A 21,566-nucleotide genomic window follows, 5' to 3' on the forward strand; every position below is an offset into this window, starting at 1 on the left:
CGGCGGGTCTGGGCCACCGGGCGCGTCTGGTACAGCGGCGCAGGGCGACCGACCTTCGCCGCCGGTGTCAGTCCCGAGGATGCAGGGTGAGCACCGCCACCTCGGGCGAGCACAGGTTGCGCAGCGGCACCCCGCTCGTCCCCAGGCCCCGGCTGACATACGCGGGGGTGGCGTGGGCACCCTGTACCCAGCCCATCGCATACCGCTGTCCGAAGGCGCTGGGCACCATCGGCGCACCGAGCAGCGGCACCCGGATCTGGCCGCCGTGGGTGTGGCCGCTGAGCACCAGTCCCGCTCCCATAGGCAGCGCCGGCAGGACATCCGGATTGTGGCTCACCAGGATCGTGGCCCGCTCCCCCGCTCCGGCGAGCGCGGCCCGTACATCCGGAACGCCGTTCCACAGATCATCCACGCCGCCCACGTGCACGTCGTCCCGGAGTGCCACGCCCCGGTTGCGCAGCACCGTCACGCCCACGGCCTGTAGGTCGCGCGCGACCTGGGCCTGACGCGCCGGCCAGTCGGCACGCACCGGCCCGTAATAGCGGCTGGCATACTGCCCGATGCTGCCGTAATCGTGGTTGCCCCACACGCTGTACACGCCCAGCGGGGCACCCAGGCGGGCCAGCTCGCGCAGCAGCGGCGGTGGCATGTCCTGCACGCGCAGGTCGAGCAGATCACCGCCCAGCAGGATCACGTCGGGGCGGGTGTCGTGGGTGGCATCGATCCAGCGCCGCACCTGCCCGGCTCCCACGTACAGGCCATAGTGCAGGTCCGTCAGGAAGGCGACGCGCAGGGGGGAACGCAGGCCGGGCAGGGCGCGGGTGTGGCGCGTGATCTCCAGACCCTGGGCCTGCACGGCGCCCGCGCCGCCCACCACCGCCAGGGCCGCGCCCCCGCCGGACAGCGCGCGCAACACGTGGCGGCGGGTCAGGACAGGGCCACGGGTCATCCGCCCACGGTAGCAGGCACGAATGAACGGGGCCTCCTCCTTTGGACGCAGGATGGCTGAAGGTACGAGGCAGGTGAAGGTGCTGTCAGATGAGGCCCGCTAGCATGACGGCATGGCTGTCCCCCCCTCCCCCACCCTGCTGCTGGTGATCGACGTCCTCGACGAGGACACGGGCCTCGCGGATATCGAGGACGAGCTGGGCCGCACGCTCGTGCTGCCTGCCGCGTGGCTCCCCGGCGCCCGGGACGGCGCCGCCTACCATGCCCGCACCGGCGACAGCGGCATCACCTTCACGCCGGCCCCGGACGGCGCGAGGCTGCTCCGGGAACGCAGCAAGCAGACCCTGCTCGACTTCTCCGATGAGCACAGCCCGGACGACGACAGGAGCACGCCATGACCGCCCCGGTGCTGATCGTCCCGGATCTGCACGGGCGGCCGGATCTGCTGCGGGCCGTACTCGACCACTTCCCCGACTCGCACCTGATCGTGCTGGGCGACGCCATCGACCGGGGGGCACGGTCGCTGCCGCTGGTGGACATGCTGCTGGATCTGCGGGCCGCCGGCCGCGCCACGCTGCTGATGGGCAACCATGAGCGCATGGCGCTGGAGGGCATCCGCTGGTACCGGCGCTACCAGGGTACCCACGACATGGGCGACTACCGCCGCGCCATGGAGGGCTACCAGTGGTGGATGCGGGCGGGAGGCGAGACGGTGCGCAGCGAACTGGGCAGCCTGACCCTCGAGAAATTCCCGGAGCGGCTGGAGACGTACCTGACCACCCTGAAGACGGTCGTCTACGTGACGGGAGACAACGTGATCCACGATCACCTCCCGGCCACCCCCAGCCTGCTGGTCGCGCACGCCGCGCCACCGGTCGCCCACCCGGAGCACCCCTCCCCGGAGGACGCCGCCCTGTGGCTGCGGCCCTTTGAAGGGCCGTTCCGGATGCCCGGCAGCGTGACCTTCAGTGTCCACGGCCACACGCCGGTGCAGACGCCCGCCCGGATCGGCACCCACCTGTACATCGACATGGGCGCCTACGAGACCGGCCGGCTGGCAGTCGCAGAGGCCACGCCGCACGGCATGCCGCAGATCACGGTCATCTGTGGCCGTGGCGAACCCGGCAAGGCCCGGAAGTACCCCCGCTTCGGCGAGCCGGTGGCCGTACGCGTGATCGACCTCCCCGGTGCCCCGCCGCGCTGATCTCAAGGAACGGTCAAGCCTTCATGCAGTCAGCCGCAAGAAGGGCTCAGCAGGTCTTGAGGTCGTCGTCACGGACGCCCGAAGCCCGCCACGCACACTGGCTGTATGGAACTCCTGCTGCTCATGGCCGCCGCGACGCTGCTGATCATGCTGCTCAGCTTCCTCGCCCTGACCCGCGAGGAGCGGGACGTCAACCGCGAGTTCGCCCGGAGCCTGGGCCGGCCGCCGGTCGCCGGTGACTGAGGGCACGGCACGGTCAGCTGCAGGCGTAAGCCCACAGGAACGCGCGCGGCCCTCACCAGAGAGGGCCGCGTCCGCCGTTCAGCTCTCCTCGTACTCCAGATACGTGTAGCCCAGCAACTCCTCGCCGTAGTCCTCCAGCAGCTCGTTTTCCTGATCGGCCGTCAGGGTCTTGCCCTTGATGGCCGCGTCGGCCTGATCCTCGATGGCGTCGCGGAGCATGGGCTCCTCGTACCCCATCGACTCGATCATGCGCCGGGCCTTCTGTCCGCGCACGAACAGGTCGATATTGAAGCGCCCGCCGGGCCGCACGGTCACGTGAGCCTCGCTGACCTTGCCAAACAGGTTGTGGGCGCTGCCCAGCACGTCCTGGTACGCGCCCATCAGGAACGCGCCCAGATAGTACGGGCGGTCGCCGGGCTCGTGCAGGGGCAGCGTGGCCTTCACGTCGCGCAGGTCGATGAACTTCTCGATCTTGCCGTCACTGTCGCAGGTGATGTCCACGATGGTCGCCTGCCGCGTGGGCTTCTCGTTCAGGCGATCCAAGGGCACGATCGGGAACAGCGCCTGGATGGCCCAGTTGTCTGGCAGGCTCTGGAACAGCGAGAAGTTGCAGATGAACTTGTCGGCCAGCACCTTCTGGAGGTCTTCCAGTTCGTCCGGCACGTACTTCTCGTTCTGGATCAGCTTGGCGACCCGGCGCAGGATCGCGTTGAACAGCGCCTCGCCGCGGGCCCGGTCGGGCAGCGTGACATACCCCAGGTCGAACAGGTTGTGCAGCGTCTGCTTGTCGCCCACCGCGTCGTTGTAGGACTCGCGGTAGTTGCGCGACGTGATGTTCGCGAGGATCTCTTCCATGTCCTTGACGATCTGGTGGCTGCCCTCGTCGGCCGGCGCGAGGTCTTCCAGATCGCGGGTGGGGCCGGTCACGTCCACGACCGGCATGATCAGCACGGCGTGGTGCGCGGTCAGCGCCCGGCCGGACTCGCTGACGATCACGGGTTCGGGCACGCTTCTGGCCTTGCAGACTTCCTGCACGGTGTACACGATGTCGGCCGCGTACTCCTTGACGGTGTAGTTCATGCTGGCATAGAAGGTCGTCTTGGAGCCGTCGTAATCGACGCCCAGGCCGCCGCCCACGTTCAGGTACTTCAGCTGGGCCCCGGCCGCGATCAGGCCCGCATAGGTCTGCGTGGCCTCGCGCACGGCGACCTTCACGCGGCGGATGTCGGTGATCTGCGACCCGATGTGCGTGTGCAGCATGACCAGCGTGTCCAGCATGTCCTCGTCGCGCAGCCGCTCCACGACGCGCAGCAGCTCGTAGGCGTTCAGCCCGAACTTGGCCTGATCGCCGCCCGACTCCTCCCACTGGCCCGAGCCCCGCGCGTGCAGCTTGAAGCGCACGCCCATGGCCGGCCGCACCCCCAGCGCCTTGGCCTGCTTGAGGATCCGGTCGAGCTCGCTGTACTTCTCGATGGTGATCACGACGTTCTTGCCCAGCGTGCGGCCCCACAGGGCCAGCTTGATGAAGCCGTCGTCCTTGAAGCCGTTGCAGCACAGCAGCGCGTCCGGGTGCATCTTCTGCGCCAGGCACAGCGCCAGTTCGGCCTTGCTGCCGGCTTCCAGGCCGTGGGCGTAGTCGAAACCCGCCGCCGCGACCGACTCCACGACCACGCGGCGCTGGTTGACCTTGATCGGGAACACGCCCTGGTAGTGGCCGGTGTAGCCGTATTCCTGGATGGCCGACTGGAAGCTCTCGTTGAGGTGCTTGACCCGACCGGCGATCACCTGTGGAAAGCGCAGGATGACGGGCAGGCTCTCGCCGCGTTCGACGATCTCGTCCACGATCGACCGCAGCGGGGCGTGCAGGCCGGGACTGGGTGTGACCTCGACCGCGCCCTTGTCGGACACGCGGAACCACCCGCCGCTCCAGTTGGGAACCTGGTACAGCTCGGCGGCGTCGGTGGTGGTAAAGGCGGTGTTTAGTGGATTGGTGGCAGTCACGTCAGGCGTCCTCCTCCGGGTGGGGTAGGCTCGCCGTGCGCGGGGTACGGGGGGAAGTCACTCACCCGCCGGACGCCGTGCGAAACCGGGGCAAATAATACGGCAAGAGTTGTGGCAGGAGTGTCACTCCGGACGGCCTGCGTGGTCAGCCGCCAGCGCCAGCGCGTCCAGGGCTGCCAGGATGGCCAGGCGCATGGGCGCGGCATCCCGCCAGCCCCCGCAGAACGCCGTCCAGGCGTGAGCGTAGTAGCGGCCCAGGTGAGCGGCCACCGCCCCGAACCTAGAGCGATCAAGGTCAGCCAGCAGCACGCTGCGCGGCTCGTCCCACACCTGCGCGCCGGCCCCGGCCGCGCTGAGCAGGCGGGCCGGCAGCGGCGAGACGCGCCAGTTCACCGCCCGCAACGCCGTCCAGACCTCGGCCTCCAGCTTGTCCATAACGGACAGGCCCAGCTGGGCGGCCTCGCCGCTGACGGCCAGGAGGGTCTCCCGGTCTTCTCGGGCCGTGGCCTCGCTGCCGGGGGGCGCCTCGCCGCGCAGCACCACGGCATGTGAGCGCGTCCAGGACGTGCGGCGCCGCATCGCCTCGTTCAGGATCAGCACCTGCGGCCGGGGCACATGGCAGGGGCTGGGCACCCGGTGCCGGAAGGCCGCCTCGGCGGCGGCGGCAAACTCCAGGGCGAAACGCGTGTCCTGGAACTGCGCCTCGACCGCGGCACTGGCCTCGTCGTGCAGCCACACATGCAGGTCGAGGTCGCTCAGCTCCGGCACATAGTCGCATGGGACGTGCCAGACCTTGCTCGCACTCCCCTTGAAATACACACCACGGATCGCGCCGCGCGGAATGCGCTCGTCCAGGGCAGCCAGCAGGCTGTCCAGCATGGCGGCGATCTCGGCGCGCAGGAGCCGGGGATCGGCGGGCCACGGCGCGGGGGAAGGGGGTGCCGTCATGTCCGGCAGTGTCGTGTCCAGGCATGGGGCGTGGCATCGGCCGAATGGCATAAGAACAGCGCCCCGAATACAGGGCGCTGTTCTTCTCTGGCGGTCCGGACGGGATTTGAACCCGCGACCTTCTGCGTGACAGGCAGATATGCTAACCGCTACACTACCGGACCAGCGGACAAGAGATTACGGGCCACGGGAACGGAAGTCAAGTCACGGTCACGGCGCAGCTCCGGTCTCCCCTGCCGGCGGTGGCGGGAGGGCGGCCCGCAGCGTGAAGGTGAAGGTGCTGCCCGTCCCGGGCTCGCTGCTGGCCCAGATCGTCCCGCCGTGCGCCTCGACGATCTTCTGGCACACCGACAGGCCCAGCCCGGTGCCCTCGTACTCGTCCCGCGAATGCAGGCGCTGGAACATCTCGAAGATGCGCTTCAGGTACTGTGCGTCCATGCCGATGCCGTTGTCGGCGACGGTGATGCGCCAGAACTCGCCGTCCTGGTGGGCTTCGAGGTGCACACGGGGGGGCACACCGGACCGGGCGAACTTCACGGCGTTCCCGATCAGGTTCTGGAACACCTGCGCGAGCTGCGGGCCGTCGCCCAGCACGCCGGGCAGCGCGCCGTGGGTGACGGTCGCGCCCGTCTCGCCCAGGCGGCCGCGCAGGCGGCCCAGCGCTTCCTCGAAGGGTTCGGCCATCTCCAGTGGCCCCAGCGACGGCCGGATGTGCGTCAGGCGCGAGTATGTGAGCAGATCGTCCACCAGGGACTTCATGCGCCCCGCCCCACTCTGCACGAACTCCAGATACTTCAGGCCACGGGCGTCGAGCTGCGCCGCGTACCGGCTGGCCAGGATGTCTGCAAAGCTGGTCACGGTGCGGATCGGTTCCTGAAGGTCGTGTGCGGCGATGTACGCGAAGCGCTCCAGTTCGGTGTTGCTGCGCTGGAGCTGGGTGACCGTGTCGTTCAGGTCGCGGGTGCGGGCGTTCACCCGCGCCTCCAGTTCGGCGTTCAGGTCGCGCAGCGCCGTCTCGCTCTGCCGCCGGGCCGTGATGTCGCGCGAGGTGGCCAGCAGATTCACGATTTCCCCGGAGGTGTTCCGGATGGGCGTGATGGTCACGTCCCACCAGCGGGGCGAGCCCTTCAGGGTGGGGCAGTAGCCCTCGAACCGGCCCACCCCGCCGGCGCGCGCGGCCGCAAGGGCGGCCTCGACCAGGGGGCGCGTGTCGCCCTGCCAGAACTCGGGCCACACGGCGTTCAGGCACGCGTTGAAATCGTCGACCTCCATGACGCGCATGCCGCCCACGTTCATGCTCATCAGGCGCGCGTCCGGGCTGAGCACCTTGATGCAGTCGGCATTGGCATCCACGATGTCCTGGAGCATGGCGGCGCGGGACGCGAGTTCGTGGTGTTCCTGTGCGTGGTCATGGATGTCCGTACACATCGTCACCCAGGTGGGCCCGCCCCCCTGCGGGTCGAGGTGGGGCCGGCCATCGGCCTGCACGGTACGGTAGGCCCCGTCGTGACGGCGCAGGCGGAACTGGGCCCGGTAGGGCTGCCCGGAGCGCTGCGCCTGTTCCCATGCAGCCAGCGCGGCGGCCCGGTCGTCCGGATGCACGGCCTGCGTGAAGGGCACGCCCACACGGCTTCCCTCCGGCCCGGTCACGTCAGACCACGCCGCGTTCACGAACGTGATCCGCCCAGCGCCGTCTGCCCCCCACACGGGCAGCGGCAGGCGGTCATACCACTCCGTCCCGGGGTCACGCACCCCGTGTGCCACCGGCTCGGCCGTCATGCTCCTGTTGTATCGCAAAGATGTATGAACGATGTGAACTTGGTGACGAAGCGGTGGCTCTGGCGGGGCCACCGCACCGGCCAACCGTGCCCTGCCGTACCCATGCCCGCGCTCCGACACGGGAGGATCACGCATGGTTCCTCGTGCATCCCGCTGGGCCCGCGCGCTGGGCGCGGCGCTGCTCTTGCTCGGCCTGACCGGCGCAGGCGGTGCCCACTACGTTCCGGCCCTGCCGGACAGCGCCATTGCGAAGCCGGCCCGGCAGTTCGGGCTGCCCTTCGCGGGGGCCCCTGGCCCCAACACGTGGCTGCTCGGTCAGGGCTATGGCAACACCACGGGCGCGTACCGGCAGCGGCGCAGCACCTACGGCAACCTCCAGGGCATTCACGCCGGGCTGGACTTCAGTGCTCCGTGCGGCACACCGGTGCGGGCCATCGGAGACGGCGTCGTGGCCGAGGTGGATGGCCCACACGGCAGCCCGCCGCACAACGTCGTGATCGACCACGCCGGCAACCTGTCGAGCCTGTACGGCCACCTGCGGGTGCGCTCCTCCCTGAAGCGCGGCCAGACGGTGAAGCGCGGACAGGTGATCGGAGAGAGCGGGGACTCGCAGTTCACGTGCGTGAGTGCTCCGCACCTTCACCTGGAACTGCGCGACCGCTCGCACCAGCGCTTCTTCAATCCGCAGCCCTTCATCGCCGCCGACTGGAACACCCTGGCGCTCGCCAGCGGCTTCGGGCGTGGCTACGAGTACGACCTGGACTCGCCGCGCCGCTGGCAGTCGCCGGACACCCAGCCCCAGGCGCTGCGCGGCGGCCGGCTGCTGAACGAGTTCGCCCGCCCGTGGCCGCCCGCACCGGGAGGAGCACGGTGAGGCGGGCTGTCCTGGCGATGCTGCTCGGCGGCACGGCCGTGGCGGCCACGCTGCCGTCACAGCCCATCCTGTCCGGCGGGTGCTGTCCGGGCGCGGTCTGGACGCCGGATTCGAAAGCCCTGCTGTTTCTGGACGGCCCCCCGGCACGCGCCAGCACGGCGATCTACACCTTGCCGGCAGGCGGGGGCACCGTGACCCGGCGCTTTTCCAGCGTGGCGTTCTACTCGCCGGCCCTGAAGTGGGCGGTGCGGCCCGGCAGCGGCGATGCGACCACCCTGGAACGCCTGGCGGACAACCGGCGCTTCACGCTGCCCACACGCGGCGCGGACGTTGTCTGGAACCGCGCCGAGACGAAGGTGGCGTACGCCCGCAGCGCCACCACCGGCAACTTCGACCGGCGGGTCACGCAGATCTACGTGGCCGACGTGTTCGGCAGCCCGAAATCGGTGGCGACCGTGTACGGCGGCGGCCCGAGTGCGTGGCTCAGCGACCGCCTCCTGCTCGTGAGCGGCAAGACCACGGCGGGGGCCCGCGACCGCGCCCTGTTCACGCTGGACGTCCAGACCGGGGCCCGGCGCACGCTGCGCACCGCGCTGGGCTTCCGGGGCGTGCAGGTGAGCCCGGACGGCCAGCAGGTCGTCTACACGGTGTCCTTCGACAGCCAGGCCCGCAACGGCCTGTGGCTGCAGTCCACGGCCGGCACCGCGCCCCGCCGACTGCCGGACTTCGGCGCGTACCTGTGGCGTGACGCCCGCCGCCTGCTGCTGATCCCGCTGCGCACGGATGGCAGCCCGCACGTGCTGCGGCAGCTGAACCTCCAGTCGAACGCCTGGACGACCCTGGGTGACCTGGGCGATCAGGTGCGGCAGGCCGACTGGCGCGTCAGCCCGGACGGCACGCGCCTGAGCTACCTGAGTGCGCGGGACGGCAACGTGCGCGTGCTGCGCCTGCCCTGACAGCACGGTGCAGATCCGTTGGGGACGGAGGGCACACCCCTGGGCTTCACGGCCAACCGCTGTCGTTGTCAGGTGCCCGCTCCGCTCGATGCAGAGGCAGTGAGGATACCCAGGGGTGCCTCTGAATGCTGCCCTGATCGGCCTCCCGGTTCAGGGCACGCGCAGCCCGGCGACGAGCAGCTGCACCAGCGCACGCGCGTCGGTGCCCGTGCCGGCACACAGGTTGCCGACCCCCCGCATGAGCACGAGGGGCGCCATCCCTGGCTGGATCTCGCCCGCGTCCTCGGCGGCGTGGAGCAGCCGGCCACACACCGGCACGAGCCGGTCGATGAATTCGGTGTGCAGCCCCTCGTACCCGGCCCGGTCGGACTGCATGACGGCCGCCAGGCCGTGCTTGGTGACCAGGAAATCCACGAACAGGTCGATCCACTGCCGCAGCGCTCCGTAAGGACTCGCGCTGTCCGCCAGCAGCGTCTCCCCGGCGGCGGCACACGCCTCGACCTGATGCCGGTAGACCGCGACGATCAGGTCGGCGCGGGTAGGGAAATGGCGGTAGATGGTGCCGGTGCCGACCCCGGCCCGCGCCGCGATCTCGCGCACGGGCACCCCCACACCGGACGTGACGAACAGGGCCGCCGCCGCGTCGAGCAGGTTCTGTTCGTTGCGCCGCGCATCGGCCCGCCGGGGCTGGGCCGGGGCTGCGTCCTGGGTCGCCGGGCCGGATATTGCCGGCTCGGATGGGGTTGAGTCTGTCACCGCACTGTCCTCCATGGGCACTGTTGACAAGCGGAACATCGTTCCGTATGTTACCGGAACGGCGTTCCGCTTCAGTCAGGCTACCACAGCCTGACGGCGTCAGCCATACCCGGGCAGACCCCGGGAAGGAGTCCAGTCATGTCCATGTCACCCGTCGCCCTGGTCACCGGGGCCAACCAGGGAATCGGCCTCCAGATCGCCCGTGATCTCGTGGCCCACGGGCTCACCGTACTGGTCGGCTCGCGCGACCTGGCGCGTGGCGAGGCCGCCGCCGCCGGGCTCGGGCCGCAGGCACAGGCCATCCAGCTCGACGTGACGGATCCGGCGTCCATCGCGGCCGCCGCCGCCCGCATCCGGCGCGACTTCGGGCGGCTCGACGTCCTCGTGAACAACGCCGCGATCTCCAACACCAGCATGCGGCCCGGTCAGTCCGTCGAGGACTACGCAGCGACCGTCCGGCCGGGCACCGTCTCGCTGGACGAGATGCGCGCCGTGTGGGAGGTCAACGTGTTCGGCGTCCTGGCCGTGTATCAGGCCATGCTGCCGCTGCTGCGCCTGGCCCCGGCGGCCCGGATCGTCAACGTGTCCAGCGGGGTCGGCTCGCTGACCCGCAACTCCGACCCGGCGTATGCCCAGCGTGTCAACTTCGGCCCCGTCTACCCCGCGTCCAAGACGGCCCTGAACGCCCTGACCGTCGCCATGGCGATCGAACTGGAGGCCGAGGGCATCAAGGTGAATGCCGCCTCGCCGGGCTTCACCCGGACGAACCTCAACGGCTACTCGGGCACGCAGACGGTGGAGGAGGGAGCGCGGGAGGCCGTGCGGCTGGCGCTGCTCGGCCCCGACGGCCCGACCGGCACGTTCTCACACGCCACCCTGGGCCCGTTGCCGTGGTGACCATCCCGACCGGAACAGCAGATCAGACAGGAGGAGTCATGAAAACCGTCTTCATCACTGGAGCCAACAAGAGCATCGGCCTGGCGACCGCGCGCGTGCTGCTCAGGCAGGGGTACCGCGTCTACCTGGGCAGCCGGGATCCGCAGCGGGGTCAGGAGGCCGCCGCACAGCTGCGGGCCGAGGGCCTGGACGCCGTGGAGGTGATCCAGATCGACGTCAGCGACTCGGATTCGGTGGCCCGCGCCCGGCACGAGGTCGGCCGCAGCACCGACGTGCTGGACGTCCTGATCAACAACGCCGGCATCAGCGGCGGCATGCCCCAGAACGCGCTCGGGGCGAGCATCGAGGCCTACCGGCGGGTGTTCGAGACCAACGTGTTCGGCGTGGTGCGGGTCACACAGGCGTTCATCGACCTGCTGCGGAACTCCCCGGAGCCCCGGATCGTCAACGTCTCGTCCAGCCAGGGCTCGCTCACGCTGCACACGGACCCCGGCTACCGCTACTACCACCACAAGGGAGCGGTCTACCACCCGTCGAAGGCGGCCCTGAACATGTACACCATCGACCTCGCCTACGAGCTGCGCGATACGCCGTTCCGGGTCAACGCGGTCGATCCGGGCTTCGTGGCCACCGACTTCAACAACCACCGGGGCACCGGCACCGTCGAGGAGGCCGGCGCACGGATCGCCCGCTACGCCATGATCGGCGCGGACGGCCCGACCGGCACATTTATCAGCGAGGAATACAACCCGGAGACCGGCGCCATTCCCTGGTGACCGCTGCATAGGCTCCACCCGTTTTCCCGACGACCGGCACCGGACAGCCCATGCCGCCGCCCCCTCATTGCTTCAGCTGGAGGCTCCACCATGCAGTACCGCACCCTCGGCCACACCGGCGTCCAGGTCAGTGCCCTGGCGCTGGGGGCCATGAACTTCGGCCAGCTCGGCCGCACCACCCAGGCCGACGTCAGCGCCATGGTCGGCGCCGCCCTGAACGCCGGCATCAACCTGATCGACACCGCCGACTTCTACGGCCACGGCGAGTCCGAGGAACTCGTCGGCCGGGCCATCGCCGGACGCCGGGACGACGTCGTGCTGGCCACCAAGGCTGCGCTGCCCATGGGCGACGGCCCCAACCGGCGGGGCAGCTCGCGCCGCTGGCTGGAGCGGGCGCTGGACGACAGCCTGCGCCGGCTGGGCGTGGATCACGTCGACCTGTACCAGATCCACCGCTGGGATCCGGCGACCAGTGACGAGGAGACCCTGTCGGCCCTGACCGACCTGCAACGCTCGGGCAGGATCCGGTACTTCGGCTCGTCGACGTTCCCGGCCTACCGGATCGTGCAGGCGCAGTGGGCGGCCCGGCAGCACCATCTGGGCCGGTATGTCACCGAGCAGCCCAGCTACTCGATCCTGCAGCGCGGCATCGAGGCCGACGTGCTGCCGGTGACGCAGGAGTATGGGATGGGCGTGCTGGCGTGGAGTCCGCTGGCGTCGGGCTGGCTGAGCGGCGCCGTCCGCGCCGGCCAGGACATCCGCACCCACCGCGCCGGGATGATGCCGCAGCGCTTCGACCTGTCCCTGCCTGTCAACCGTGCCCGGCTGGAGGCCGTGCAGCAGCTCACGGCCGTCGCGGATCAGGCCGGACTGAGCGTGATCCAGCTCGCCCTGGGCTTCGTGACCGCCCACCCCGGCGTGACGGCCGCCCTGATCGGCCCGCGCACGCCGGAACATCTGCAGTCGCAGCTGGCTGCCACCGATACCGTGCTCTCTGCCGACGTGCTGGACGCCATCGACCGGATCGTCGCGCCGGGCACTGACCTCGCTCCTGGGGAGAAGGTCTACACACCCCCGGCCCTGTCAAACGCGGCCTTGCGCCGCCGCTGAGCGTCAGGAGTCGCCGGGCGTCTCGACCGGCTGTCCGGCCTCTGTCCACGCCCGGATGCCGCCGTCCAGATGCGCCACGTTCCCGTAGCCCATCTGCTGCAGGGTGTCGGCCGCCAGCGCCGAGCGTCCGCCCGACGCGCAGTGCAGAATCACGCGCCGCGCGGGGTCGAACTCCGGGCGGTGGTACGGACTGGTCGGGTCGGCATAGAACTCCAGCATGCCGCGCGGCGCGGACAAGCTGCCTGGAATGACCCCGGTCTGCGCGTGCTCCGACGGCTCGCGGATGTCCACCAGCACGGCTCCGCGTGCGAGTTCCCCGGCGACCTGTTCGGGCGTCAGGTTCTCCACGCGGGATTTCGCGTCCTGCACCATCTGGGCAGCAGTCTTTCCGGCCATACCGTCCCCCGCCCGCAATGTGGAGGCGGCTCCGGGCAGCGTCTGCGCCCACGTGGTCTCCAGATGCGGGAGACCACGATTGTAGTCCGGACTGGACGCTAGCCTGCCCGCATGTTCCGCCGCGATCCGCTGCTCCGGGCGCTGGATGAGGTCTCCGGCGTGCTGGGCGTGGACGCCCGCCCACTGCGGCCGGCGCTGCGCGTCCTGGCCCGGCGCGGCGGCGTGCTGGGCGTCACGCGCGGCACCCGGCGGATCGTGGTGGGCCTGGGCGGCGTGCCGGAAGACGGGATCTTTGAACTCGCCAGCGTGACCAAGCCCTTCACGGCGGCCCTGGCGGACGCGCTGGTGCGGGCGGGGCGGCTGGAGTGGGACACGCCAGTGAGCACGCTGGGCGGGCCGCTGCGGAGCCTCCCCCGCTTCCTGACCGCGCGCACACTGGCGACCCACACGGCGGGCCTGCCGCTGCACCCGGCGCGGGTGGCCGTCACCACGTTCACGCACTTCTACGATCCGTATGGCCCCCTGGGAGCACGGGACGTGGTCGCCAGCGCCCGCCGCTGGGCCAGACCGGGGGGCCGCTTCGGGTACTCGAACCTGGGTGCGGGCGTGCTGGCCCTGGCCCTGGCCCACGCCGCCGGCGAATCGGCCGACGCCACCGGCTACTCACGGGCGCTGCGCGTCTGGGTGACCGGGCCGCTGGAACTGGACGTCAGTACGGCGCCGGGCGCGGCCGGGCCCCTGGTCGCGCCGGTGGGGGTGCTGGGCTCGCGCGAGTTCACGGCCTTCGGGCCGCTGGTGGGCGCGGGAGGCCTGTACGGACACGCGGGCGACCTGCTGGCCTTCGCACAGGCCCACCTGGACGGCCGGGCAGGCACGCACTGGCAGCACGCCTCGCGGCCGCCGGGCCTGCCCCCGCTGCTGTCGGGCCTCGCGCCCGGCTGGTTTGTCAGCGGTGCCGGCGTGCGCTGGCACGACGGCGTGGCACGCGGCACCCGCACGGGGCTGGGCTTCGACCCGGTCTCGGGGACGGCCGCGACCCTGCTGGTGCGCGGCGGGTCGCCGCTCGTGGGCGGGCGCGGCACGCTGCCCCATGTCCTGCTGGCGCTGCTGGGCGCCGGGGCGTGATCAGGGGGCGGGCGTCACGGCGGGCGGCAACAGCCACGTCACGGCGCGGGCCTCGTTCAGGCCGCTGAGCAGCGGACGGGCCCGCCAGTTGCCCTGGGTCAGGCCGTACACGGTGTCGTAGGAACTCAGGGTCGTCCGGGTCAGCACGTACAGGACGCCGTCCAGCGTGACCGTCACGTCGCGCAGCTCCGTGAACGACGCGACGGTGGCGGCGTTCGTGGCCGCTCCGTCCCACACCCGCAGCGGCTGGGCCACGCCGTTGCCCAGGTCGCTGGGCCACGCCATGAGCAGCGAGCGGGAACTGGCGAGCGCGCTCCACACGCGGTCGTAACGGGTCTTGCCAAACGCTCCCAGCGCGGTCGTCGCGTCCGGCTCACCGGTCGCCCTGAGCTTCTGCAGGCCGCTGTCCGTGGCCGCCACGATATCGGCTCCATACGGCGCGAGGTCACGGATGGCGGCCGTGGGCAGGGGAGCACTCGCCTCGGCCATCGCGTTCCCGGCCGTCGTGACGGCGACCCGGACGACCTCGCTCCCCCCGCCCACCCGGGGCCGGGCGACCACGCCCACATCGACACCGTTCACCTGGGTCACGGCCAGCCGGATGGGCGGGGTGTCCGGCCCCGGACTGGGCGGCAGGAAGGTGGGCAGGAGCGCCGTCCAGATCAGGGTGCCGGTCTCGCCGTACAGCGCGAGCTGCTGTGGGCCGTTGTCGCACGCGCTGAGCGCCAGGACGCGGTTGCGGGCGGCGCTGAGGGCCACCTGCGTGAAGCACACCGGCGTGAACGTGGGGGCAGCGAAGGGCGTTCCCGGCGCCAGCGACGCCCCACGCGCCTCGACACGATCCCGCGCCGTCAGGGCCACCTGCAGGCCAGTCGGCAGCGTGTCGACCGAGACCGCCGGTACCGACGCCGGGGGAAGTGCCACGCTGGCGTCGTCCGAGATCGGCGCGGGGTTCAGGCCGTCGTTCGGGGCCAGCGTCCGGAGCGTGACGCCGCCGTCGACCAGCAGCACCACACGCGGGCCGGGAATGACTTCCTCGGTACCGGTACAGGCGGCCAGCAGCAGGGCCGGGGCGAGCAGCAGGGCGGAGCGCTTCACAGGGGGACCTCCGGGTCGTGGGCAGGGAGCGGTCGGGACGCAGGGAACGGTCAGGGCGTGGTCTTCAGGAGCGGCACGTCGAAGCCCGAGCCGGTCAGGTCGAACAGCGGGTAGGCGTCCTGACCGGGCAGGCCGACGGCCAGCCGGTAGCGGCCCAGCCCCAGATCGGCCTCGGCCTGGAGCGCCCAGCAGCAGCGGTCGATGGTCAGGCCGATCACGGGGGCCAGCGGCGTGGGGTTCTGGCGCACGCCGTCGAGCCAGCTGAAGGTCTGACTCAGGCCCACCGTCACGTACGCGCCGGGCGGCGCCCCCCTGCGGCCGATCCCCACCGTGGCCCGCACCGGACTGAGTTGCAGGGTCTCGGATCTGGCGTCGGTCTGGGGGTTGCGGCTGCTGGTGTACACCGCCCGGCCGGAGATCGCGGCGCGGCTGCCGAACTGCCACACCATGTCCGCATCGGCGCGGGCGAGTTCGGTGCGTGGCTGATCGAGACCCGCCACGTTCACCACCGCGTTCAGCGCCAGCCGGTTGCCCGGCTGCGTGGCGCTCAGCGACCCCGACAGGGTGGGCCGCGTGTACCCCCCGCGCACCAAATCGTACGGGCCGCCGTAGGTGACCTGCCACGACGTGGCGCTCCCCCCCACCGTACCCACACTGAAGTTCACGGTGCCGCTGTCGGTGGCGGCCGGCTCGCGGTTGAGCACCAGATCGTGCGTGGTCGAGAACTGATAGCGTCCCCGCCACGTGACCGCCACATTCCCCACGACCCGGCCGGTGACGGTGTACAGCCGCTCGGCGGCGCTCAGGGTCAGCGGGTTGAGCACCGTGTCGCGCGTCAGGGCGGCGTTCACGGTCACGCCCACCTCGTCCAGGCGCTGCTCCTGGATGTTCTGCGTGGCGTACACCGAGAAGGAGTTCGTGCGGACATCGCCGGTGACCGTGGCGCGTGCCGTGAACGGCGTGTAGCCGGTGGCGCGGGCATACCCGCCCGTGAAGGTCAGGGTGAGATCGGGCGCGGGCCAGCGGCTGCTGCGCCGGTAGTACGCGGCCTGTGCGGGCTGGGACGGGGTGTCTGGCCCGGCACCAGCAGCGGGCAGCGGGGATGGCGGCTCCGGCGCCTGGGCCGCCTGCGCCGGCGCGGCTGCCGGGGGCTGGGCATCGGCACGCTCACCCGTATCCGGAGCGGGATCTCCCCCAGCCGCCTGCGGTGGGGCCGCCGCACCGGCCGGCGGGTTCGGGGGATCGGTCGCCGGCACCGGGGCTTCGGCCTCGGGACTCGCGGCCGTGCCGGCGGGCCGGGCCGGCTGCGCGGGGACGTAGGTCAGCACGTCCGACTGCGGATCACTCAGGGTCAGGGTGTACGACGCGCTCTCCAGCTCCCTGGTGATGAAGTTGTACGCCAGCTGGGAATTCAGGTTCACGGGCAGCCGCGAGACATCCAGCGTGAAGGTCGTGGCCTGTTGCTGGTCGGCCGGCAGGAACAGGTCGCGCCGGTACTGCACGCCGAAGCGCACGTCCCGGACGGGCACGGTGCTCAGGGTCACGCCGACCGGAGCGCTCAGGAGGCGCGAGACCGCGTCGAAGGCGAAGGGACTCGTGCCCTCGGTGCGCAGGTAGCCGGCACTGAACTGCACCGTATTGGTCGTGTTGAAGCGCTGCGTGAGCTGGGCTCCCAGGTTGAGCTGCACGGTGCGCGCCCCGGTGCCGTAGAAGCGGCCGGTGTACGTGTTCGTGAGGCTCAGATCCGCGTCCTTCCACGGCTGCGCGGTGAAGGCCAGCGCGTGGCTCTCCTCCAGGCGGGTGGTCGTGATGTTCACGCCCTGGGCGGTCGCACTGGGCGACAGGGGGTTGCTCTGTGCCGTGTAGCGCCCCGCACTGAACCGGGCGTCCGCGCTGAGATTGCCCCGCGTGTAGGGCTTGGGATCGACGATGACCTCGGGCGTCCGCAGCGGCGTGGACAGCGGGGTGGTGGCCTCCGGGCCGTACCGGTCAACATAGTTGAGTTCGGCCGTGAACAGCGGGTAGTCGACCTTGGCACCGAAGGTCACGTTCGTGACGCCGCGATCCGGACTGGATGCGGAGAGCCCGATGTCCCGCCGGGCGACATTCAGCGAATATTCCAGCGGCCGGAGCGCCGACTCCAGCGGCACGCGGCCCGTCACGCCCAGCGTGAGATCCACATCGTCCCCGACCTGTTGCACACCGTTCACGAAGGGGCGGGGGCTGACCAGGGTGTAGAGGTTCACCCTGTCGACGTACGGCAGCGGCGCGTACGAACGCAGCGACACCCCATAGCCCACGCTGGGGTTGCGGTTGGCGTAGTAGCGCAGCAGCGTGGTGCCCAGCGTGGTCGAGCCGATCGAGAACGGCAGGTCGGCCTCGATGGTCAGGCCGTCCTCGGCCCCCTGGCCGATCAGCAGCCGGGGCTGGCGCTCGGCGTCGTTCAGGGGGATCACCACGACCGGCAGGTACAGCACCGGCGCGTCCGCGATCAGGAGCTGCGCCTCGTAGGCGACAAGCCGGTCACCGGGATACATGATGAGCCGCTTCGACCGGAAGGCGTAGTCGTTCGGGGTGCGCCCACAGCGGGCACACGTCGTGAAATACCCGCCCGTGGCGCGGAGCTGCCCCGGAATACGCTCGATCTCGGCCCCCCGGATCTCCAGATCGGCGTCACTCATCAGGACGTCCTCGCCCGAGACCTGCTCGGCCCCCAGATCCACGACGAGGTTGTCGCCGGTCATGACCTGCCCGTCCTTCGCGCTGCGGTAGGTGGCCTTGCCGACCAGGGTCAGGGTGCGGCGGGTGCGGTTGAACTCCACCCGCGTGGCACGCACCACGTCGTCATCGACACGCAGCTCGACGAGTTCCCCACCGATGACCACCAGTTCCTGATCATCGACGTTCCGCAGTTCCAGCGTATCGGCGGTGACGATTCGCACCGTCCGCGCACCGGCCGCACCGCCCAGCAGCCCCAGAAGGGCCAGGGTCAGGGCGGCGCCGCGGGCCCGCTGTCTGGCCCGCCGGCCCAGCCGGGAGCGCGCTCGCTGCGTCACTGGACACCGCCCGTCACGTCATGCGCGGCCAGCCACGCGGCGCCGGGGTGCGGCAGGGGGCGGCCAGCCAGCAGCTGCGCGCGGGGTTCCGCGACCTCGGCGAGCACGCTCAGGCTGGTGCCGGGGTAGTAGAAGCCCAGCAGGTGCAGGTGGCTGTACCCCTGCCGGGCCAGGCCCAGCGCTCCGTACTGCGACAGTCCCACGCCATGTCCGGCTCCGCTGCCCTCGATCACCAGGGGGCCGCCGGACGCCAGTGCCGACGCGTCCAGCACCACGCGGGTGCCCGCCGCGCCCAGCGAACGTACGAAGCCGCCGGCATTCGCTCCGTCGATCCGTCCGGTGCCCGCCGCGCCCACCAGCGCGATCTCCAGCGGCCGGCCCGACGGACTGAGGCGCGTGACCGCCACGCTGCGCAGCGCTCCGACCTGCACGCGGTAGCGGGCGGCGACCTCCGCCACCTTCTCGGCCCCGACCTCCAGCCGCCAGCGGGCCCGTGGACTGCCCGCCGAGAAGGGATCGGCCTGCGCCGGCAGGTACGGCAGCGCCTGACCCCACACCTCGGCACTGGACGCCGTGTAGCCCCCGGAGTCCGAACTGAAGTAGGTGCTGGCCGGCTGCCCGCCATACGCGACGACCTGCCCGCGCGTGGCCGCCACGGCCGCATCCGACGCCGGCGTCTCGGCCCGCACGCCGGGATACACCTGGCACCGTTCGGTCGCGCAGGTGTCGTAGGGGGCGGCCGCGTTGATCCGCGCCGCCACGTATGTCCGGGCGATGACCGCCTGGGCCCCGAGCGCCGCCGCCGGCCACGACGTCGGCATCTCGGCCGGCACGACCGAGCGCAGGTAATCCTCGACATCCACCACGTTGATCGCCTGGACGCCACCGTCCTGCACGCGCAGCTGCACGCCGCCCCGGTACGTGCGGCTGCTGATCTCGACCACACTGCCCGGAGTGGGCGGCAGGTACAGGGCCACGTTCCCGGCGTCCTGGCCGTTCAGGGTCAGGCGCGACCCGTCGGGCGTCACGCCGACGGCCCACGCCGCCGCCGGCAGGGGGGCGGGTGCCCCGAGCGGGCCGCTGCCCAGTCCGGCGCCGCGTTCCGGAGCCGGCAGTGGCACCCGCACCGTGACCTGCGGGCCACTGACGACGAGCACCCGCACCTGAAGCGCTCCGGCGCTGCATGCGGAAAGGGCCGCCAGCAGCAGCAGGGTCGGGCGGAAACGCGGCGCGGCAGACATCTGAGGCGAGTATACGCAGGCCATTTTCCCGGCGGCCTGACAGAACCGTGAGAACCACGCGCCTGCAGCGGCGCTGGACGCGGCATCATGCCCCTCATGCAGCGTCCCGTCCCCGACTCGGCACCCGGTCAGGTCTGGGCACACACCGGCCAGTCCTTCCCCGCCCAGGACTACGACGTGGTCGTCCTGGGGGCGGGCCGCATGGGCACGGCGTGTGCCCTGTTCCTGCGCCAGCTCGTCCCCACCCGATCGCTGCTGCTGGTCGAGGAGGGCGGCCTGCCCAACGAGGACGGCGCGACCCTGCTCTCGCCCGGCGTGTGGACGACCCTGGACGTGCCCGAGTCGCGCTGGCCGGAGGCGCACTGGACGCGCACGCAGCTGAGCGCTGACACCTGGGACATCACCTTCCAGCCCCGGCCCGTGGTCGACCTGCACGCGACCGCCGGCGAAGCCCGCATCCCCAGCCGTGACCTGACCCTCGATCCGGAGGTGGTGGACGTGGCCGCCCTGCCGTGGGCCACGGTGGACACGCGCGCCGCCACGTACCGCCCCGGGGCCGTGGCACTGGCCACCGCGCAGGCCGCCATCCGCGCCGGGGCCGACCTGCTGTTGAACACCCGCGCCCACCTGGGCGGGGACGGCCGGGTGGTGCTGGAACGCCTGACGGTCACCAACACGCACCAGATCGTGGTGCACGAGACCCACCATGTCCGCGCCGGCACCATCGTCGTCGCGCTGGGCGCCCACGGATCACACGCTGCCGAGCACGACCTGGGCACACATACCGCCCACGCCCGCGCGTACCGGCAGGCCCCGCGCGTGAACTGGCCCAGCACCGACGCCTCGCCCGTGCTGCGGGCCGGCGGTGTGACCCTGCGCCCACAACACGGCGGCTACGTGCTCGTGCCCGCCATCCACCACCGCGACCCCGCCGGGTACGTGCCCACCGGCGGCCGGCTTACCGGGGTACCCACCGGCCTGCGCCGCGAGACGCTGGAAGACCTCGTGGCCGCCCTGGACGTCCTGCCGGTGCTGGGCACCGAGGCCCTGGAGAGTGGCCGCAGCGTGAGCGACGTCCCCGGCGCGTGGTTCGCCCTGCCCGGCGGTACCCCGGCGGGCCTGCCCCAGCACGAACAGGTCGCCCCCGGCGTCCACCTGCTTCTCGGCGGCCCCCACGCCGACACCCTGGGCCTGAGCACGGCCTACGACCTCGCGGCGACGATTGCCGGAGTGGCAGAGCGGCCGTGGGACAGGCCGAGATAAGGGAGATTCACCCACCGACAGCCACTGCACCCCCACGATCATCCGTGGGGGTGCAGTGGCTGTACTGCTCAGCTCTCGGTGAACGCCCCGAGGTTCCGAAAACGCTCCCCGCGCTGGGCGAGCAGCTCGTCGGCACTCAGGGCCATCAGCTCGCGCAGATGACGGGTCACGGCCTCACCGACGGGAATGGCGGCGGCGTCCGCATCCTGGTGGGCGCCGCCGGTCGGTTCGGGGATGATCTCCTCGACGATGCCCAGTTCCAGCAGGTCGGGCGCAGTCAGCTTCAGGGCCTCGGCGGCCAGCGGCGCCTGCGCGGCGTCCTTCCAGATGATGCTCGCGGCCCCCTCGGGCGAGATGACCGAGTACCACGCATTTTCCTGGATCAGCACGCGGTTGCCCACGGCGACGGCCAGCGCCCCACCGCTGCCGCCCTCGCCGATCACGACACACACGGCCGGGACGCGCAGGGCCAGCATGCGGCGGATGCTCTCGGCGATGGCCCAGCCCTGGCCGCGTTCCTCGGCCTCCAGGCCCGGATACGCGCCCTGCGTATCGACCAGGGCGACGACCGGCAGGCGGAACTTGTCGGCCAGATCCATCAGGCGCACGGCCTTGCGGAAGCCCTCGGGATTGGCGCTGCCGAAGCGGCGCTTGATCTTGCTCTTGGTGTCGCGGCCCTTCTGCTGCAGGATCAGCATGACAGGCATGCCCTGCCACCGGGCCGGGCCGCCGATCAGGGCGGGGTCGTCCCCGAAGCGGCGGTCGCCGTGCAGCTCGGTAAATTCAGTGCACAGGCGATCCACGTAGTCCAGGGCGGTGGGGCGGCCCGCAGCGCGGGCGAGCTGCACGCGTTCCCAGCGCGTGGGCGGCGGGCGCAGGTCGCGCAGGCGCTGCA

General features: G+C 71.3%; 20 protein-coding genes and 1 tRNA gene (1 of these 21 running past the window's edge). 10 read left to right on the forward strand and 11 right to left on the reverse strand.

Translation table 11 applies throughout. The annotated features are described in order from the left end of the window. Positions 1 to 67: 67 nt before the first annotated feature. Positions 68 to 949 carry a metallophosphoesterase gene (locus U2P90_RS15850; RefSeq protein ID WP_322472876.1) on the reverse strand — a complete coding sequence of 294 codons (882 nt, stop codon included), beginning with the start codon at positions 947 to 949 and terminating at the stop codon, positions 68 to 70. A 112-nt stretch (positions 950 to 1,061) separates the two neighbouring features. Between U2P90_RS15850 and U2P90_RS15855 the strand changes: the two genes are divergently transcribed. The 3 genes from U2P90_RS15855 to U2P90_RS15865 all read left to right on the forward strand — a co-directional run bounded on the left by U2P90_RS15855 (position 1,062) and on the right by U2P90_RS15865 (position 2,395). Continuing rightward, positions 1,062 to 1,346 carry a hypothetical protein gene (locus U2P90_RS15855; protein ID WP_322472877.1) on the forward strand — a complete coding sequence of 95 codons (285 nt, stop codon included), beginning with the start codon at positions 1,062 to 1,064 and terminating at the stop codon, positions 1,344 to 1,346. After that, complete coding sequence (locus tag U2P90_RS15860) at positions 1,343 to 2,152, forward strand: metallophosphoesterase (RefSeq protein ID WP_322472878.1); 810 nt, start codon at positions 1,343 to 1,345, stop codon at positions 2,150 to 2,152. The genes U2P90_RS15855 and U2P90_RS15860 overlap by 4 nt, the downstream gene beginning before the upstream one ends. Positions 2,153 to 2,257: 105 nt before the next feature. After that, on the forward strand, positions 2,258 to 2,395 hold the full coding sequence (locus U2P90_RS15865; RefSeq protein ID WP_295818647.1) for a hypothetical protein: 138 nt from the start codon (positions 2,258 to 2,260) through the stop codon (positions 2,393 to 2,395). A 78-nt stretch (positions 2,396 to 2,473) separates the two neighbouring features. Here U2P90_RS15865 and speA read toward each other — a convergent pair whose 3' ends face one another. From speA to U2P90_RS15885, 4 genes are all read right to left on the reverse strand, one after another. Then, positions 2,474 to 4,396, reverse strand: a complete 1,923-nt coding sequence (speA, locus tag U2P90_RS15870) for a biosynthetic arginine decarboxylase (protein ID WP_295818645.1) — start codon at positions 4,394 to 4,396, stop codon at positions 2,474 to 2,476. Positions 4,397 to 4,519: 123 nt separating this feature from the next. Then, entirely contained in the window at positions 4,520 to 5,344 is an 825-nt protein-coding gene (locus U2P90_RS15875; RefSeq protein WP_322472879.1) for a hypothetical protein, read from the reverse strand. 88 nt (positions 5,345 to 5,432) lie between these two features. Then, positions 5,433 to 5,508 (reverse strand) — tRNA-Asp (locus tag U2P90_RS15880). A 46-nt stretch (positions 5,509 to 5,554) separates the two neighbouring features. Further along, positions 5,555 to 7,123: an ATP-binding protein gene (locus U2P90_RS15885; RefSeq protein WP_322472880.1), complete on the reverse strand. Its 1,569-nt coding sequence runs from the start codon at positions 7,121 to 7,123 to the stop codon at positions 5,555 to 5,557. A 133-nt stretch (positions 7,124 to 7,256) separates the two neighbouring features. Here U2P90_RS15885 and U2P90_RS15890 point away from each other — a divergent pair, with 133 nt between their 5' ends. Further along, positions 7,257 to 7,997 (forward strand): M23 family metallopeptidase, encoded by a 741-nt coding sequence (locus U2P90_RS15890; RefSeq protein ID WP_322472881.1) that lies wholly within the window; start codon positions 7,257 to 7,259, stop codon positions 7,995 to 7,997. Then, complete coding sequence (locus U2P90_RS15895) at positions 7,994 to 8,953, forward strand: hypothetical protein (protein ID WP_322472882.1); 960 nt, start codon at positions 7,994 to 7,996, stop codon at positions 8,951 to 8,953. Before U2P90_RS15890 ends, U2P90_RS15895 begins: the two co-directional genes overlap by 4 nt. Before the next feature lie 150 nt (positions 8,954 to 9,103). On the opposite strand, the gene U2P90_RS15900 is transcribed toward U2P90_RS15895, so the two are convergent. Continuing rightward, entirely contained in the window at positions 9,104 to 9,709 is a 606-nt protein-coding gene (locus U2P90_RS15900) for a TetR/AcrR family transcriptional regulator (RefSeq protein ID WP_322472883.1), read from the reverse strand. A 138-nt stretch (positions 9,710 to 9,847) separates the two neighbouring features. Between U2P90_RS15900 and U2P90_RS15905 the strand changes: the two genes are divergently transcribed. From U2P90_RS15905 to U2P90_RS15915, 3 genes are all read left to right on the forward strand, one after another. Next, positions 9,848 to 10,606: an SDR family NAD(P)-dependent oxidoreductase gene (locus tag U2P90_RS15905; protein WP_322472884.1), complete on the forward strand. Its 759-nt coding sequence runs from the start codon at positions 9,848 to 9,850 to the stop codon at positions 10,604 to 10,606. Positions 10,607 to 10,644: 38 nt separating this feature from the next. Next, complete coding sequence (locus tag U2P90_RS15910) at positions 10,645 to 11,382, forward strand: SDR family oxidoreductase (protein WP_322472885.1); 738 nt, start codon at positions 10,645 to 10,647, stop codon at positions 11,380 to 11,382. A 90-nt stretch (positions 11,383 to 11,472) separates the two neighbouring features. Next, entirely contained in the window at positions 11,473 to 12,492 is a 1,020-nt protein-coding gene (locus U2P90_RS15915) for an aldo/keto reductase (RefSeq protein WP_322472886.1), read from the forward strand. Positions 12,493 to 12,495: 3 nt separating this feature from the next. On the opposite strand, the gene U2P90_RS15920 is transcribed toward U2P90_RS15915, so the two are convergent. After that, positions 12,496 to 12,888, reverse strand: a complete 393-nt coding sequence (locus U2P90_RS15920; protein WP_295818631.1) for a rhodanese-like domain-containing protein — start codon at positions 12,886 to 12,888, stop codon at positions 12,496 to 12,498. A gap of 111 nt (positions 12,889 to 12,999) precedes the next feature. On the opposite strand from U2P90_RS15920, the gene U2P90_RS15925 reads away from it, so the two are divergent. Further along, positions 13,000 to 14,013, forward strand: coding sequence for a serine hydrolase domain-containing protein (locus tag U2P90_RS15925; protein WP_322472887.1), 1,014 nt, complete (start codon positions 13,000 to 13,002; stop codon positions 14,011 to 14,013). Here U2P90_RS15925 and U2P90_RS15930 read toward each other — a convergent pair whose 3' ends face one another. Genes U2P90_RS15930 through U2P90_RS15940 form a run of 3 tightly spaced genes read right to left on the reverse strand, consistent with a single transcriptional unit; the run spans position 14,014 to position 19,408 of the window. Continuing rightward, positions 14,014 to 15,111: a hypothetical protein gene (locus U2P90_RS15930; protein ID WP_322472888.1), complete on the reverse strand. Its 1,098-nt coding sequence runs from the start codon at positions 15,109 to 15,111 to the stop codon at positions 14,014 to 14,016. A gap of 50 nt (positions 15,112 to 15,161) precedes the next feature. Further along, positions 15,162 to 18,167 carry a hypothetical protein gene (locus U2P90_RS15935; protein WP_322472889.1) on the reverse strand — a complete coding sequence of 1,002 codons (3,006 nt, stop codon included), beginning with the start codon at positions 18,165 to 18,167 and terminating at the stop codon, positions 15,162 to 15,164. Next, a complete protein-coding gene (locus U2P90_RS15940) occupies positions 18,164 to 19,408 on the reverse strand; it encodes a SpoIID/LytB domain-containing protein (RefSeq protein ID WP_322472890.1) in 1,245 nt (414 codons plus the stop codon). The genes U2P90_RS15935 and U2P90_RS15940 overlap by 4 nt, the downstream gene beginning before the upstream one ends. 96 nt (positions 19,409 to 19,504) lie before the next feature. Between U2P90_RS15940 and U2P90_RS15945 the strand changes: the two genes are divergently transcribed. Next, positions 19,505 to 20,671, forward strand: coding sequence for an FAD-dependent oxidoreductase (locus U2P90_RS15945; protein WP_322472891.1), 1,167 nt, complete (start codon positions 19,505 to 19,507; stop codon positions 20,669 to 20,671). Between the two features lie 68 nt (positions 20,672 to 20,739). Here U2P90_RS15945 and U2P90_RS15950 read toward each other — a convergent pair whose 3' ends face one another. Then, on the reverse strand, positions 20,740 to 21,566 hold the 3' portion of the coding sequence (locus U2P90_RS15950) for an acetyl-CoA carboxylase carboxyltransferase subunit alpha (protein WP_295818619.1). It continues 118 nt past the right edge of the window; only the last 827 of its 945 coding nucleotides appear in the window; its start codon lies off the right edge, out of view; its stop codon occupies positions 20,740 to 20,742.

The sequence above is a fragment of the Deinococcus sp. AB2017081 genome (genome assembly GCF_034440735.1).
GTDB classification, from domain to species: domain Bacteria; phylum Deinococcota; class Deinococci; order Deinococcales; family Deinococcaceae; genus Deinococcus; species Deinococcus rufus.